This window comes from Hujiaoplasma nucleasis (genome assembly GCF_013745115.1).
Lineage (GTDB): Bacteria > Bacillota_I > Bacilli_A > Izemoplasmatales > Hujiaoplasmataceae > Hujiaoplasma > Hujiaoplasma nucleasis.
This window is the reverse complement of record NZ_CP051151.1, coordinates 1,444,388-1,459,616: the sequence shown is the minus strand read 5'-3', so window position 1 is coordinate 1,459,616 and position 15,229 is coordinate 1,444,388. Positions and strand designations below refer to the sequence as shown.

The 15,229-nt window shown below is 30.9% G+C and carries 16 protein-coding genes; all 16 read right to left on the bottom strand.

What is annotated here, in order from left to right:
* Nucleotides 1–136: 136 nt before the first annotated feature.
* Nucleotides 137–580, bottom strand: coding sequence for a ribose 5-phosphate isomerase B (gene rpiB / locus HF295_RS07085; protein WP_312031470.1), 444 nt, complete (start codon nucleotides 578–580; stop codon nucleotides 137–139).
* Nucleotides 561–1,436 carry an allose kinase gene (gene alsK, locus HF295_RS07080; protein ID WP_312031469.1) on the bottom strand — a complete coding sequence of 292 codons (876 nt, stop codon included), beginning with the start codon at nucleotides 1,434–1,436 and terminating at the stop codon, nucleotides 561–563. The genes rpiB and alsK overlap by 20 nt, the downstream gene beginning before the upstream one ends.
* Nucleotides 1,429–2,097 carry a ribulose-phosphate 3-epimerase gene (locus tag HF295_RS07075; RefSeq protein ID WP_312031468.1) on the bottom strand — a complete coding sequence of 223 codons (669 nt, stop codon included), beginning with the start codon at nucleotides 2,095–2,097 and terminating at the stop codon, nucleotides 1,429–1,431. Before HF295_RS07075 ends, alsK begins: the two co-directional genes overlap by 8 nt.
* 8 nt (nucleotides 2,098–2,105) lie before the next feature.
* Complete coding sequence (locus HF295_RS07070) at nucleotides 2,106–2,843, bottom strand: DeoR/GlpR family DNA-binding transcription regulator (RefSeq protein ID WP_312031467.1); 738 nt, start codon at nucleotides 2,841–2,843, stop codon at nucleotides 2,106–2,108.
* 17 nt (nucleotides 2,844–2,860) lie between these two features.
* Entirely contained in the window at nucleotides 2,861–3,748 is an 888-nt protein-coding gene (locus tag HF295_RS07065; protein WP_312031466.1) for a ribokinase, read from the bottom strand.
* Nucleotides 3,749–3,757: 9 nt separating this feature from the next.
* On the bottom strand, nucleotides 3,758–4,708 hold the full coding sequence (locus HF295_RS07060) for an ABC transporter permease (protein WP_376739692.1): 951 nt from the start codon (nucleotides 4,706–4,708) through the stop codon (nucleotides 3,758–3,760).
* A gap of 40 nt (nucleotides 4,709–4,748) precedes the next feature.
* Entirely contained in the window at nucleotides 4,749–6,248 is a 1,500-nt protein-coding gene (locus tag HF295_RS07055; RefSeq protein WP_312031464.1) for a sugar ABC transporter ATP-binding protein, read from the bottom strand.
* A gap of 86 nt (nucleotides 6,249–6,334) precedes the next feature.
* A complete protein-coding gene (locus tag HF295_RS07050) occupies nucleotides 6,335–7,444 on the bottom strand; it encodes a substrate-binding domain-containing protein (protein WP_312031463.1) in 1,110 nt (369 codons plus the stop codon).
* Between the two features lie 89 nt (nucleotides 7,445–7,533).
* Nucleotides 7,534–8,460 (bottom strand): sugar phosphate isomerase/epimerase family protein, encoded by a 927-nt coding sequence (locus HF295_RS07045; RefSeq protein WP_312031462.1) that lies wholly within the window; start codon nucleotides 8,458–8,460, stop codon nucleotides 7,534–7,536.
* A gap of 193 nt (nucleotides 8,461–8,653) precedes the next feature.
* A complete protein-coding gene (locus HF295_RS07040) occupies nucleotides 8,654–9,160 on the bottom strand; it encodes a GNAT family N-acetyltransferase (protein ID WP_312031461.1) in 507 nt (168 codons plus the stop codon).
* The gene (locus HF295_RS07035; protein WP_312031460.1) at nucleotides 9,147–9,875 is read right to left on the bottom strand and encodes a phosphotransferase family protein; all 729 of its coding nucleotides are present in this window, start codon (nucleotides 9,873–9,875) and stop codon (nucleotides 9,147–9,149) included. Before HF295_RS07035 ends, HF295_RS07040 begins: the two co-directional genes overlap by 14 nt.
* Nucleotides 9,872–10,795, bottom strand: a complete 924-nt coding sequence (locus HF295_RS07030) for a hypothetical protein (protein WP_312031459.1) — start codon at nucleotides 10,793–10,795, stop codon at nucleotides 9,872–9,874. The genes HF295_RS07035 and HF295_RS07030 overlap by 4 nt, the downstream gene beginning before the upstream one ends.
* Nucleotides 10,792–11,637 carry a putative metallopeptidase gene (locus tag HF295_RS07025; RefSeq protein ID WP_312031458.1) on the bottom strand — a complete coding sequence of 282 codons (846 nt, stop codon included), beginning with the start codon at nucleotides 11,635–11,637 and terminating at the stop codon, nucleotides 10,792–10,794. Before HF295_RS07025 ends, HF295_RS07030 begins: the two co-directional genes overlap by 4 nt.
* Nucleotides 11,638–12,058: 421 nt before the next feature.
* A complete protein-coding gene (locus HF295_RS07020; RefSeq protein WP_312031457.1) occupies nucleotides 12,059–13,132 on the bottom strand; it encodes a S66 family peptidase in 1,074 nt (357 codons plus the stop codon).
* On the bottom strand, nucleotides 13,125–14,006 hold the full coding sequence (locus tag HF295_RS07015; protein WP_312031456.1) for a nucleotidyl transferase AbiEii/AbiGii toxin family protein: 882 nt from the start codon (nucleotides 14,004–14,006) through the stop codon (nucleotides 13,125–13,127). The genes HF295_RS07020 and HF295_RS07015 overlap by 8 nt, the downstream gene beginning before the upstream one ends.
* A complete protein-coding gene (locus HF295_RS07010; protein WP_312031455.1) occupies nucleotides 14,003–14,593 on the bottom strand; it encodes a type IV toxin-antitoxin system AbiEi family antitoxin domain-containing protein in 591 nt (196 codons plus the stop codon). The genes HF295_RS07015 and HF295_RS07010 overlap by 4 nt, the downstream gene beginning before the upstream one ends.
* Between the last annotated feature and the right edge of the window lie 636 nt (nucleotides 14,594–15,229).

Sequence of the window (15,229 nt, the reverse complement as noted above, 5' to 3'; positions counted from 1 at the left end):
ATTATATCGGATGTAGAAAATATTTCAAGTATAAATTTAATTTCTTTAAAAAAACCCAGTATAAATTATACTGGGTAATCAATAAAAGAATTGGGTTGAATGAATCAACTTATATAAATTCTACAAGGAGAGGGGGTTACAAACTATGATCTAATTCATTCAACATATCAACTCTTTGTTGATGTCTTCCGCCTTCGTAACTTGCTTTTAAAAAACTTTCTACTATATCCTTTGCCAATTCAGTTCCAACAACCCTAGCACCAAAACAAAGCACATTTGAATCATTATGCTGTTTAGAAGCTTTAGCACTAAAAGTATCGCTACATACAACAGCCCTTATACCCTTATGTTTATTGGCTGCTATACTCATCCCTACACCTGTTCCACAAATCAAAATACCGTATTCGACTTTCTGATCTTGAACCAATGTAGATACTTCATGTGCATAGATTGGATAATGGGTTCTTTCTTTTGATTGTGGACCACAATCAATAACATCTATATTCAATGATTTTAAATAATCAATGATTTCACTTTTTAAATCAACGGCAGTATGATCGCTACCTATGGCTATTTTCATTTATATACTCCTTTGCTATTAAAGAGGCGCCAATCATAGAATTCATGGGCGAATCATCCACATAATGAATATTCAAACCAGCTATTAACTCCTCAGATCTTAAGTGTGATGCTAAGAGACGATTTAATTTTCCTTGAGGAAAACCAATCATATTAGCGACACCACCACCGATAATCAAGGTCGTAGCATCTAGAATATTCATTTCAATCGCAATGATTCTAGCAAAAGCCTCAATAAATTCATGAATTAAAGGATGATTTTTATGTTGTATAAAAATATCACTAAAGTCACCAGATAATTTTTTACTATGGAAGAGTTCTAATAAGGCCTTACCAGAAACAATAGTTTCTGCACAACCCACCTTACCACATCCACATATTTTATCGTTTCCAGTAATTGGAATATGACCTAATTCAGCAGAAAAACCATGTCTACCTTTAACAATTTGTCCCTCAACTTTTATCACGTTTCCAATACCTGTTCCTAAATAGAAGGCTAAAACATAAGGCTTATCCTCTAAAGATAAACGTTCTAAATCATAAGCAAACAATAATCTAACATCTCTATGAATTAGGACTAATTTTTTAGTTCTTTCTTCTATTTGATCCTTTAAATCATAAACATTTAATTTCTCAACATTAGGGACATTCATTATTTTATGATTATTAACTATTCCAGGTATACCAATACTAATAACATCAATCTCAGGATGGTCTAAAGCAATCTTTGAAATATATTCAACAAAATCATCAATATCTTTGCTTTTTATTTTTTCAACACAAAGCACATTCTTATCTTCAACTATACCCCATCTTAAATGGGTTCCACCTATATCTATACCCAATACTTTAGTCATGGATACGTCCAATATAATCTTTGATATTTTGATAAGATTGATTTAAATCTTCTTCTTTAAATAATGTTGATCCTAAGATGAATATATCTGTACCATTTTTATAATAATCTTCAAAGGTTTCAAAGTTATTAGAACCATCCACTTCAATTAAAAAATCTAATTGGTGTTGTTTTCTATATTCAAACACTTCTTTTATTTTATCAATAGCTTCAGGTATCACTTTTTGACCTGCAAAACCTGGTTCAACTGTCATCACTGTTATTTTATCTACATGATGACGATAATAATATATATCATCTAAACCCATACTTGGACTTAAGACTATACCAAATTTAATATGATTTTCCTTAAGTTTCTTGATAATTCTAAATACATCTTTTTCAATTGTTTTTGGATGTAAAGAGATATAGTCTACTTTTAATTCCATTAAGAGGTCAATGAATTTTTCAGGATCTGTCATCATTAAATGAGCATCGATTGCTTTATTTGTATAAGCTCTTAACTGTTTAATGAAATCAAAAGATAAGGCTAAATTTGGAACAAAATGACCATCCATTATATCAATATGATAGTAGTCTGTGTGTTTTTCTATAATCTTAATTTGATCTTTTAAGTTAAAGTAATCCACACACATCATTGATGTCGCAAAATATTTCATCATTCACACTCCTAGTCTTCTGGACAAAGAATATTCTTATAAATCTCTGTCAATTGATTTTTACTTTCCATAATCACATAATTCTCATCGATTTTAGAAATTTTACAATTAGAGTAATTACCTATTTTAGAACTATCTATTAAAAAGTAAACTTTTGAAGAATTTTGAATGATTTTTTTCTTTAACATAGATTCCTCAGTAGATGGTGTTGTAATTCCATGTTTTTCACCAATACCATTAGCACCAAGAAATGCTTTTTCAAATATAAAATCAGAAACTTGATCAATGGTTGTTATACCATAAACAGAATTTCTAACATCTGAAACCTTACCACCCAAAAGATGAATTTCTAAATTATTCTTATTGTTCATCACAATATCTAAGGAAGTTGTAATAACCTTGACAGATCGGTCTAAATGATGAATCATTTCAGCCACTGTCGACCCTGAATCAAGAAAAATCGTTTCATCAGGCTTTACTAAAGAAGCTGCATACTTAGCAATACTTTTTTTAGCTTCAATATTGGTTAGTCTCTTACTTTCAATTTTTTGCTCAGTTGAGTACTGATTCAATTTAACAATACCACCATAATAGACAGAAATAACACCTTCATTTTCTAAGGTTTTTAAATCTCTACGAATGGTTGATACTGAGACATCTTTTGTGATATCACAAATATCATCAATAGTAGTCTCTCCATTTTTTTCTAAAAATTCTTCAATGACTTTTTTTCTTTCATAGGGTAACATTATTCTCACCTCAGTTATTATTTTAACATAGATGGCATTGATTCTCTTCCAAAAGCTTCAACAGTTTGAGCAGAAGACCTTGCGCCTAGTTGACAAGACTCAACAGGTGTATAACCATTAAACAAACCGTAGACGAATGATCCTATATAAGAATCCCCAGCGCCTGTCGAATCGACAGCCTTTGCTTTTACAATAGGAATAAATGTTCTATATTCATCTATATAATAACTGCCTTTAGAACCTAAAGTCAATATCAATCCGGATTTAACTTTTTTTCTTAAATCAAAACCATGTTCTAAAAGTTCTTCATCACTATAGTTTTCACCTAAATAAAAGCCAGCTTCAACTTCATTGACAATCAAATAATGAACTTTATTTAAGTATTTTTCTTCAAGTTCTTGAGCAGGTGCAGGATTTAAAACAATTTTAACATCATGTTTCTCAGCTTCTTTGATGATGTACTTTATGGTTTCCATTGGAATTTCCATTTGTAATACAACATACTCACTATTAAATATATGATCATATAAGGCTTTAATCATATCAATGCTCACAAAAGCATTGGCACCTTCATCAAGGATGGCAGATACTTCACCATCTTCTTGAACACTTACAAAGCCTAAACCAGTATTACAATGAACTCTTCTTATGAATGAAGTATTGACCTTAGCATCATTTAAACTTTGGATACATTTATCTCCATACTCATCATCGCCTACACAACCAATCATGTAGACATTTAAACCCAGTTTACCCATTTGGTAAGCTTGATTTGCGCCTTTACCTCCACAAGAAAACTTAAGATCTTTAGCATGCATATTTTCACCAGGTTTTGGCAATCTATTCACTTTTAAGAAAAAATCATAATTTAGACTTCCAATCACTGAAACATACTTGTTTTTCATTTTATCTCCTTAAGTCGTCGCTCTTTTTAATCGTTTTTGAATAATTTCAACTGAAGCAGCTACAATAATAATAGCACCAGTCGCAACATATTGCCAGAAAGTTGGTACCATAGCAACAATCAAACCAACTTTTAAAGCAGATAGTAATATAGCCCCTAAGAATGCAGCAACAGGTGAACCCTTACCACCTGCCAAACTAGTCCCACCAATGGCTGTAGCTGCAATGGCATTTAATTCAGCGCCAGTCCCAGCTATAGGTTCTCCAGTTCCTAATTGAGCAAGTAATACCATACCAGCAATAGCTCCACCAATACCAGAAAAAGCATAACCTAATATTTTAATTCTATCAATTTTAATACCTGATAAGAAAGCAGATTCTTCATTACCACCTACAGAATATATGTAGGTCCCTGGTTTGGTTTTCTTTAATATGATTTGTGTTAAAATCACAAAGGCAATTAAAATGAAAATAGAAACAGGAATGATTGACCCAAAGGTATTTGAATTTAAGATAGATCTATAATTATCTGGAATACCTAAAACAGGATTCCCTTGAGTTACGATATAAGCAATCCCCCTATATACACTCATGGTACCTAGTGTTGCGATAAAAGGTTGCAACTTTAATTTAGATATTAATAATCCGTTAAACCCACCAAAAATGGCACCAATAATTATCCCTAATATAATAGCTATAAATGGATTAACACCCGCCACTAAGAATTTAGAAACAAAAACAATAGCTAGGGCATAAATAGAACCAATCGATAAATCAATACCAGCCAAGACAATGGCGAAGGTAATACCAACTGCCAAGAAACCGTTAACGACAGATTGTTCTAAAATATTGACCATATTTCTTGGATATATATAAATTGGATCGATAATTGTAAATACAACAAATATCAATAGAATGGAAATAATCAAAAGACCTTCTCTTGATTCAACAGCATTCTTAATATTTACTAATGAAAATTTATTTTTTAAAAATGATTTCACTTTACTCATCAGAGTCACCGCCTAATGCAAATTTTAATATTTCTTTTTCATTGATATGCTCTTCTTTCAATAGAGCAACTTGTTTTCCTTCTGACATTACCATGACTGTATCACATAAACCTACAATTTCAGGCAACTCTGAAGACACAATAATAATCGTTTTACCTTGAGAAGCTAATTCTTCTAAAAGGTTATAAATTTCTTCTTTAGCACCTACATCAATACCCTTGGTAGGTTCATCTAAAATTAATATATTAGAGTTCCTATGAAGCCATTTAGCAATGACTACTTTTTGTTGATTACCACCACTTAAAGTAGCGGTCATTTTTCTAGAATCTCTAGGATGAACATTGAGTTTTTCAATGTAATCTTCTGAACTAAGACGTTTCTTTTTATCATTAATAATAAAGTGTTCAACGTATCTATCAACATCAGTTAATGTGATGTTTTCACTGTTATTAAAAACCTTAATAAATCCCTGTGATTTGCGTTCTTCTGGAACCAAACCTATACCATATTTAATGGCATCAGATGTCGAGTGAATATGTCTTAACTCTCCATCTATATAAATATTTCCGGATACATTTTCTTCTGCACCAAAAATAGCTCTGACAACATCAGTTCTTTTTGAACCAACAAGCCCGTATAGACCAAATATTTCACCTTTTCTTACTTGAAAGTTAATACCTGTAAATACTTTATCCTTATGTAAATCTTCAACTTTAATTGCAACTTCATCTGTATATAACTTAGGCATTTTTCTTTGAGCAAACATCTCAACATCTCGCCCTACCATAGAATGAATTAACTTTTCTTTACTAATGGTCTTTGCATCGTAAGTATCCACATATTTACCATCTAAAAATACAGTTACCCGATCACAAATTTGAAATATCTCTGCTAGTCTATGGGATACATAGATGATGGTAACCCCTTTAGCTTTTAACTTCTTTACTGTAGCAAAGAAATGATCAATCTCATTATTACTTAATGCAGCCGTAGGTTCATCAAATGAAATTGTATTGGCGTTAGCATATAAAGCCTTAGCAATCAATACCATTTGTTTTTCACCAGCAGTTAAAGAAGCAACTTTGGTTCTCGATCTAAAAACACAACCTAATTCATCTAGTATTTCGTTAGCTTTAACATCAATTTTCTTACGATCAATAAAAATACCTTTAGAATCTTCTTGACCTAATGCTATATTTTCTCCTACAGTTAACTCATTAACCAAATTGATCTCTTGATGTACTTTAGCAATACCAGCTTGATTCGCATCAAAAACTGACTTAAACCTAACAGGTTCATGATTATAAAAGATCTCACCAGTATAATCTTGGTAGACACCATGAAAAATATTTAATAAAGTTGACTTTCCAGCACCATTTTCTCCTAACAAGGCATGTATTTCCCCTTGTTTGATAGAAAAACTAATGTCATGAAGGACTTCAATTTTACCAAAACTTTTTGAGATATTCTTGAATTCAATATATTCACTCATTATTTGCCACCTCTATCATTCATAAGAATTATGGTAGAATAAAACAAGTCTATTCTACCATAAATTCATACGTATTATCTAAAATCTTATTCTTCTATTTCAGGATCTGTCCAAGCGATAATTGTTTCTGCTGATTGATCAACATTGTCAATAGTGATTAAAGCTTGTGGTGTATGAACAACACGCGGAACATCTTGTCCAGCTAAAATTCTAATTGCCATTTCAACTGCGATTTGACCTTTGAATAATGGGAAACTATCTACTGTAGCATCTAATTTACCTTCACGGATAGCATCATATGCTTCAGAGATTCCATCAACACCAACGATGATTGGATCAACATTAGCATTAGATTCGTTAGCTTCAACAATACCTAAAGCCATTGTATCATTATTAGCAAAAATTGCATCTAAAGTTTTTTCAGGTGTTGAACCATCATAAGTTGTAAACCATGTGTTAGCTAAGTTTCTAGCTTCTTCTCTTGACCAGTTAGCTGTTTGTTCTTCAACAACAACGATACCAGGATAGTTTGCTTCTAATGTTTCTTTGAAACCAGCAGTTCTTTGTCTAGCAGCAAAAGCTCCTGACATGCCTGTAACGATTGCGACTTGACCTTCAGCGCTAGCACCACCAAGTTGTTGTCCAACATAATGAGCTGCTAAAACACCGTTTTCATAAGCATTTGGTCCTACAAAATTAGGAGCAATTGCAACGATACCGTCATTAACATTTACCACTGGAATACCAGCTTCTAATGCATCTTCAACCCCAGGCACTAAGTTACCATCTGTAATCGGTGAAACTAAGATAGCATCATAATCTCTAGTAATCATATCTTGAACGATAGCTAATTGACCAGTTTGGTCTCCTTCACCTAATGCAGATCTCATGTCAATTGTAACGTTAATTCCGCCTTCGTAAAATTTAGCTGCACCAGTTTCCATACCAGTTTTTAGAGTTCTCCAATATTCATTTTCGAAAGCTTTAGCTACACCACCAAATGTGTATTCGCCTTCTAATAAAGGAACTGCACCTAAATCTTCTCTTAAATCATAATAGTTTACTGCATCCGTATTTGTATCCGGATTGAAACCTTCTGGATTAGCTGTTGGAATTGGTTCTCTTTCTTCTCCACCACAAGCAGCTAAAGCAAATACTGCAAATAAAACAATAAATAAACCTAAAACTTTTTTCATTTTCTTCTCCTTCTTTCCCTTATATTTATATTATAAATTTTTATTAAGGACATATAAAATCGCTTACATTTTTATTTCAAGAAAAATGATTATTTTAAACACATCATCATTATTTCTTGAGCTTGAATCGCATCATTCTTTTTAATGATTTCTTCAATCTTATCCATACCTATCATATGAATTAACTCGAATATTTTATTTGACATTCGAATATTTTGTTTTACTTCTTCTTCAGGTTTTTCCCTGATTGGGAATGTATCAAAATAAATAGCCTTATCATATTTATATTTTATTAAATAATAATAGAATTCTAATGTTTGAATAAATCTTATTGAACCAACCAATAAACCATCATCTTGTAAACCATAACCATCATTAACATGTATAGCAGATAATAAATGATGATGCATTAATAGCGACACTGAAAACGATGGCATTTCATCTTTCATATATACATGCGCTAAATCCATTGTTACAAATATATTTTTACGATCAACTTCTTTAGCCATCATGGCTGTAATAGCCGCTGATGAATATAAAGAAAATGTTCTTGGTTCAAAAGGTTTATATTCAATGGAAAAATCTACTTCCTTATTATAATCACAACATTCTCTTATGCAATCTCTTGATTGAACCCAGATTTTTTCATAATCTACTTCAAAAGGATAAGTCCATCCATCTTGAGCAAACCATAAAATTACATGATTACAATCTAAAGCTACAGCCATATCAGCTGATTTCTTAACAATATCAAGAGCTTTTTTTACAATTGTAGGATCTTGATTGGTAAATTCACCATTTTCAAAACCTTCTCTAAATCTAGCCGCAACACTAGAAACCTTTAAATTATATTTATTTAACAAGGATTTCATAGATTCAATACTTAATCCTTCGAAATGTTCCGGATAATTTAAATCAACATGGGTTGCGCCGTCAATGGTTGATAATGCTTTAAAAGTTTCTTCTAATGAATAACCTTTAGATAAAAAGCCATTGAGTCTTATTGAATAATCCATTAACCTTCCCCCCCTTCTCATGCCTTTTCATTACATTTCAAATATTATCATTTATTTTCATTGGTGTCAAGATTATTTTAAAATATTTTGCTTATATTTGAAAAAGTATTCAAATTTTATGCAAATATATGAAAAAGTTGTGTGAATTTTCATTAAATAATTTATAATCATAATAAAAAGTAGACCCTATAATTTAGTGTCTACTTTGGAAATTTAATTCAAAGGCTCTTAAATCCACTCCGAATAAATGCTTGTTTCCAATATATATAAAGTTTAATTTTTCTATCACGTGAATTGATCTATGATTATCTGGATATGATAAAGCATAGACCTTACTAAGAGACCCTTGTTTTTCTAACCACTCAAGACAGGCTATACTTGCTTCGCTCGCATAACCTTTATACCAGTGGTCCTCAGACAAAGCATAAAGCAATTCAAATCCACCGAGTTCATCGATGCAATTAAAACCACAATGGCCAATAAGTTCATTTTTATCTTTTAAGTAAACTGCAAAATTACCTATACCATATTGTATCCAATGTTTTTTATAATACTCTATCGTTTTTAGTACATGCTCTTTAGTTCTTTGCCCACCCTTGCCTAACCATTGGTAAACAGATTTTTCTTTCATGATTTGATAATAAGCATCTAAATCACTATCTGTAAATTTTCTTAATATTAAACGATTAGTATCTATCATAAATCAAATCATTTCCATTAATTAAATCAATTAAAAACTGATTGTCTTCATGGTCACTTTCTCTTAACTTAATAAAAGCCATGATAGGCAAAGCATTACATATTTGATCTTTATTGTATCCAGTCTTCTTAATCATCATATTCAAATACTTGTTTGCTTGTCTTTTTAAGTATTGTCTAAAGATAATATAAGTACTTGCTATATCCATGACTGGATGCGCTAATTTTGCATTTGTCCAATCAATTATAAAATATTTGTCTTCAGTATAAATAATATTTAGAGGATGAAAATCAAGATGACATAATTTATAAATCTTATCAATTTTGCTTAGGGATACTAAGGCTTTATTTTTTAAAGAATCATCAAGACTAGAAGCCATGACTTGCTTATTAAAAACTTGATAAACATCCAACAACTCAATTTGATCGTATTCATAGGTTTGACACTGTAGGTCAGTAAAATCTTCTAACCATAATTTATACTTTTCTAACCTAATCCTATCAGCAAACTCTATACCATTTAATAAAGTCATTTTAATCATATTATTTTCAATATCATAATGACATACATTCAAATTGGTTTTATTGAATATTTCATTTTGCACCTTAACTTCATACTCTATATTTCTAATATCGTAATGATCACGATATTTCTTATATGCATATTGACCATCTGAAAATACTTCAGCTGTTTTTCCTTCACCTATTTTATTCATATTTCACTCCCAACAATATGATTATATAATTCCTTATGATATTCTTTCAAAACGATATAAGCTCTTAAAGTATTAAATCTCCCATAAGTCTCCTGTTCAATCGGAAAATGAATTTTACCAGAGATTCTTGAACCCTTACTTAAACGACCATTTTTTAGTTTCTTATATAAAAGATCAAGCGCAGCTTGCATCTCTATTTGATATGGATGTTTTCTCTTTGCTAGAAACTCTAAAATTCTTAAATAATCATATTTCCATCTAGGCGGATAATGATGATCAACAAAACTTGGATGTATAGGTTCTTTAGTAGTTTTTACAAAAAGCAAGTGTCTAGACATTAAAACTTCAATGGCTTTTATAACACGAATAGAAACTTCGTTTTTACGATAAGAATAATCATTCTTAAGATATTCATTAAGACCTTCTAAAATATTAATGGTCGTATGAACTGAAGATATTCTTGGTTTTGACTTATGGTTCCACTGACAATTCCAGGCTCCATCTGACATTGTGTGATCCAATACATAATCAATTAAAGTAAACAATCTATGATCTTGGATTTTCCCATAAGACAGCAATTCTATAAACATACCAGAGATACATAAATCCATCTTATCAATCGATGATTTTCCTAAATAATGATCTAAATAGTAATCTAGATAATTCAGAAGGCTTTCTTGATAGATTGGATGTTTTGGATTGATTTCCATATATTTAAGTTCTAACAAAGTATAGTTGGTTGAAATCCACTTAGGACCATAAAAGCCATTGCCCCAAAGTTTTGTTTTATGGTCATATAGCTTCAAATATTCTGCTATATAGCCTTCATTATTGTAATCAAGCTCTTCACCCAACAAATATTTTCTACTAAGCCGATTTAAAACCTCATCACCCTTTAATAACCATTCTAAATTAGTCATTTCCTAACTCCTTTAAGAAACATCGAAAAATAAGTTTTTACCTTTTCTATATTGAATAAAATAATATGATCAAAAGTTTCATAGAGAAGAATAAATTGAACAAACTTGGCCCCTAAATAATAACCAGCATCATTATGTTTGTTATAATAAACCCAATCACCAAAATATCTTTGATTTTGGCTATTCATCACTGTTAAATCATGGTAAAAATCATTGGCTAAATTAGGAAGATGTTTATCAAAATAAAGTAACCACTGACCATCATCTTGATGATAATAATTATGATTATTCATTAAAATTTGTTCAAAAACCATGGCCACACCTTCCGTAAAAAGTTGCCATAAATATTGATCTTTAGAATTATTAAAATATCTTTCCAATACACCATATTGATTTTGGTAAACATGTCCTAATTCATGATAAATTAAACCTATCATATGCTTTTCATCATCCCAATTTAGCTCAAATATTTTTTCTATACCTAAAAGCACTTTACATTGACCTTGAATAGTCCTTACCCATCCAGCACCGTTACACAAACCAAGATATAATATAATTTCAACATCTAAGCTTTTATGAAAGTGTTGTAAGACTAAAGATTCTAAATTTCTAGTTAGTTGATCAAAAAGAAATTCAAGATTTATTATCCTTTCATCACTTACAATTACTTCATTTAAAATAGGCAAACAGTCATTATCAAAATCGTAGTCCTTTATATCATCTATAAATATTGAATAATCTTCAGGAAATATATCTTTTATATAAGACAACCATCTTTCATAAACAAATTCATTATTAACATATAATTGTTTTATATTTTTTATGGCGTTTGTAATTTTCATTATCATTCTCCTGCATGTTTATTATAACTCAAACTCAGTAATTATAAAAACTCATTTTTCCAACCAATATATATGATTTATAAGTTATTCATTACAAATCAGAAGTTATTACATTAGACATAAAGAAAAAAAGAAGCATTTAACCCTATTTGATGGGTTTATGCTTCTACTACTATATTATGAATAGGTTATTAAGTAGTTTTTAAAGAAAGCAATATGATGATTTCAACATGGCTTGATAAGACTGAATTGCTAGCAAAGTTAACCTTGTGTGTATCAGAGTAACATCAAAATAGACCAAAATATGTTTACCTTTACATGGTTGAAAACTGTCTATAATACCAAAGTAACATAATTTATATCGTATAAGTGGTCAACACATCTAGAATTTACTTGTGCTAGAAAATGTAGTAGATATCAATCACCATTCAAACATTCTTTCATTTACTGAAATAGATTTCTTATCAAAATCAACTTCCCCTTTAATCCCGTAAGGAATAATGGTTCTTGGCAGTGCATGTCCAAAATTTAAGTTATATACTATGGGTAAAGCAAAATCATTTGATATCTTCAATAATATTTCTTTATATTCTTGATAATAGACCTCATCGTATGGTTTACCAACCAATAAACACCTAGCATGACTTATAACACCTTCTTCAATTAAGAAGTAAAGCATACTTTGAAACTTTTCCGGTATTGGCTTTTCTTCACTTGTTTCAAGGAATATGATTTTGTCATTAAAGAAATCTTTGTTAGGAATTAATCCATACTGATCATAAATATGTCTTTGATCTTGATACCGCTCACTTGTGTACAAATCATAGATACTTTCTAGACATCCACCCCAGAAAACACCATCAATGACGCCCGATCCATTTAAGAACTCATGCCCTTTGTTTTCATCTAAAGTGTTCAGTGGAACAGATAGTTGATCTATGTCATAATTTGTTCTATTAAAGTACCATTTTGGACTAGATTTTATTTCAAACTGTTCATCGTTTATAAACAATCTCTTGTAGCTGTTCAGTGTGTATGGAATCATTTCCTTTTGTAGTTCACAAAGATCTGATAAGAAATTTAACCCATAATAAGTTACTAATCCTAATTTATTTAGCATTAGGTGATTATTGGTTGAATCTGAAAAACCTATAAAAACTTTCGGTTTTGAAAGTACCAGACTTTTAAACTCCTCATTCATAAGATACGGTATTGTTTTGTAAGTATCATCTCCACCAATGGCACAAATGATACCCTTAATTATCGGATCCTTAAATGCAAGTCTTAAATCATCAGCTCTTTTACTTGGATTGTTTTTCACAAAGTCTAATCCTTTTAGCGCATGAGGCATAAAGACAGGTTCAAGACCTAATTCCTCTAATCTTTTTATACCAAGTTCTACCTGATGTCTAACGTTAATTTCACCTAAGATTCCTGATGATAAACTAACAATGGCGATTTTGTCACCCTTTTTAAGTTGTTTGGGTTTAATCATTGTAATCCTCCAAATCTAGTTTAATTTGCTCTGTAATGGATTTAAAAAACTCGCGACTCCAAAGGTCTAAAGTAGACTGATCTTTTATAAATGGTCTAGCATCGGATTTCGCAATATCATAATCAATCTGATCAAATCGTTTTTCCAATATATTAATTAATAAATCTCTAGTCAATTTGATGTTTTCATCAATTGTTTTAGTTTGTTTAAGTCTAGCTTCTAAGTGTTTTAAATTCACTTTTGTCTCCAAACTTAAATAATAGACATAATCGTATAAATCTCTACCCTTTATGCGGTCCTTCCAACTTCTAGCAATCACAGCATGAATTTTACCAGCAAATAACGATGAGGCATCATAAACTCGAACTTGGTATGGGAATGGTAATAATCGAAACTTAATTTCTGTATGTGCGTATAACGGTGGATTTACATCTACTTCAAACTTAATGATAATCTTTTCATTATGGATGATAAGTCTAGAATCCGATGAACTTGAATAAATTGTTATTAGGGTTTCTTTTATATTACCTTTGATGAAAGCCGAATCAATATTCGAGTTCACTGTCTTTTCTTTTTTTAAAACTTCAAAATTAAGTCCAAGCGAGTTTACGACATCACTTATCGGTTTAAAATATTTACTCATATCAAAAGCTTCATTTGCTACAATAAGGGTAAAATCCAAATCCTCACTAAATCGATCCATCCCGTAAAAAATTCTTAAAGCAGTTCCACCATAAAAAGCTGCATGGGTAAAAAAGTCAGTTTTTGAAAGGCCTGCCAAAACCACTTCTTGTATAACTTCTTTTATTGCGTTCTTTTTATCTTCTATGGTCTTCGGATTATACTTATTGATCATCTGCTGAATAATTGTCATTTGATATACCCACTTTCAATATATTTTCTAAAGAGCTTCATGTTGTTCGATATGTATTTATCAGATAAAAACAGTATTTCATCAAAGTTAAGTTGTTCAAACATGTCTTTATTTATTCTTAAATCCTCAAAAAGTAACATTTTTAAGTCTTTCAAACTTGTCACTGGTTTTCTTGTATATAATAAATCACATAGTGCTTTTTCTGGACTTGCCATAAAGTAAGCATACCCGTTTTCTTCATGAGCTTTTACCGAGAAAGGAAACGCAGCATTGGGAACATCTCTATAAGTATAAAGTCCGAACTTATTTTGATAGGACTTACTTTTTCGTTTGTTGAATGTTGCATTCGTATAAACAACTACCCTTTCAGGAATGATATTATGAAATGAAAGTGCATATTCGAAAGATAAATAGGATGGTCCATAAATATAAGCCGCAAGTAAAAATCCAGGTACTGATTCGTCGGTTTCATAAATGCCTCGTATAAGAGGAAATAAGAAACCATTATCAATATCTCTTTTGATTTTGCCATTAATATCCGTATAATCCTTGTACTTTTCTTTTAAGTTTAATGTTGTAACAATCATATCATTTCCTCCACTTAATGTTATTATATGCTATTATCTGGAGAAAATCAATGTTATTTTGTTTGATATCTTTTTGATCAGGGTGACTAGTATTCTCAAGACAATAGAATCTTTTTTGAAACATATCAAGGATAAAACAAAAAAAGAAGCATTTAACCTACTTTAATAGGTTAGATGCTTCTACTACTATTTTATAAGCGGCTTTGTTAAGCGGTTTTTAGAGAAAGCAATACGATGGTTTCAACGTGCGTGGAGTATATCTAATTGCTCGAAAATATGTTGGTTCGTGTACGTCGGAAACATATTTTTGGCCATTTTATGTTCCCCCATTCCAGACTTTTTCCAGTGTGGGAACATATTTGAGACTAAATGTTTCATAAACCAGACTGTGTGATGTTACTCTGTTTGCTCGAAAAATTGCTGTAAAATATAGGCAGGTAACATATTTTCGGCCAAAATATGTTTTGTAAGACGACACTTCATTATAGGCGCAAACATTTTTTGCGTGGATATGGAACAACGGAACTAAATGCTTTTGTGGCCAATCATAGGAATTTGGTGTCTCAACACCTATTCAAAGGGCATGTCACCTACTCATTAATTTCTATACCACTCTTTAATGATAATCTGAATAAC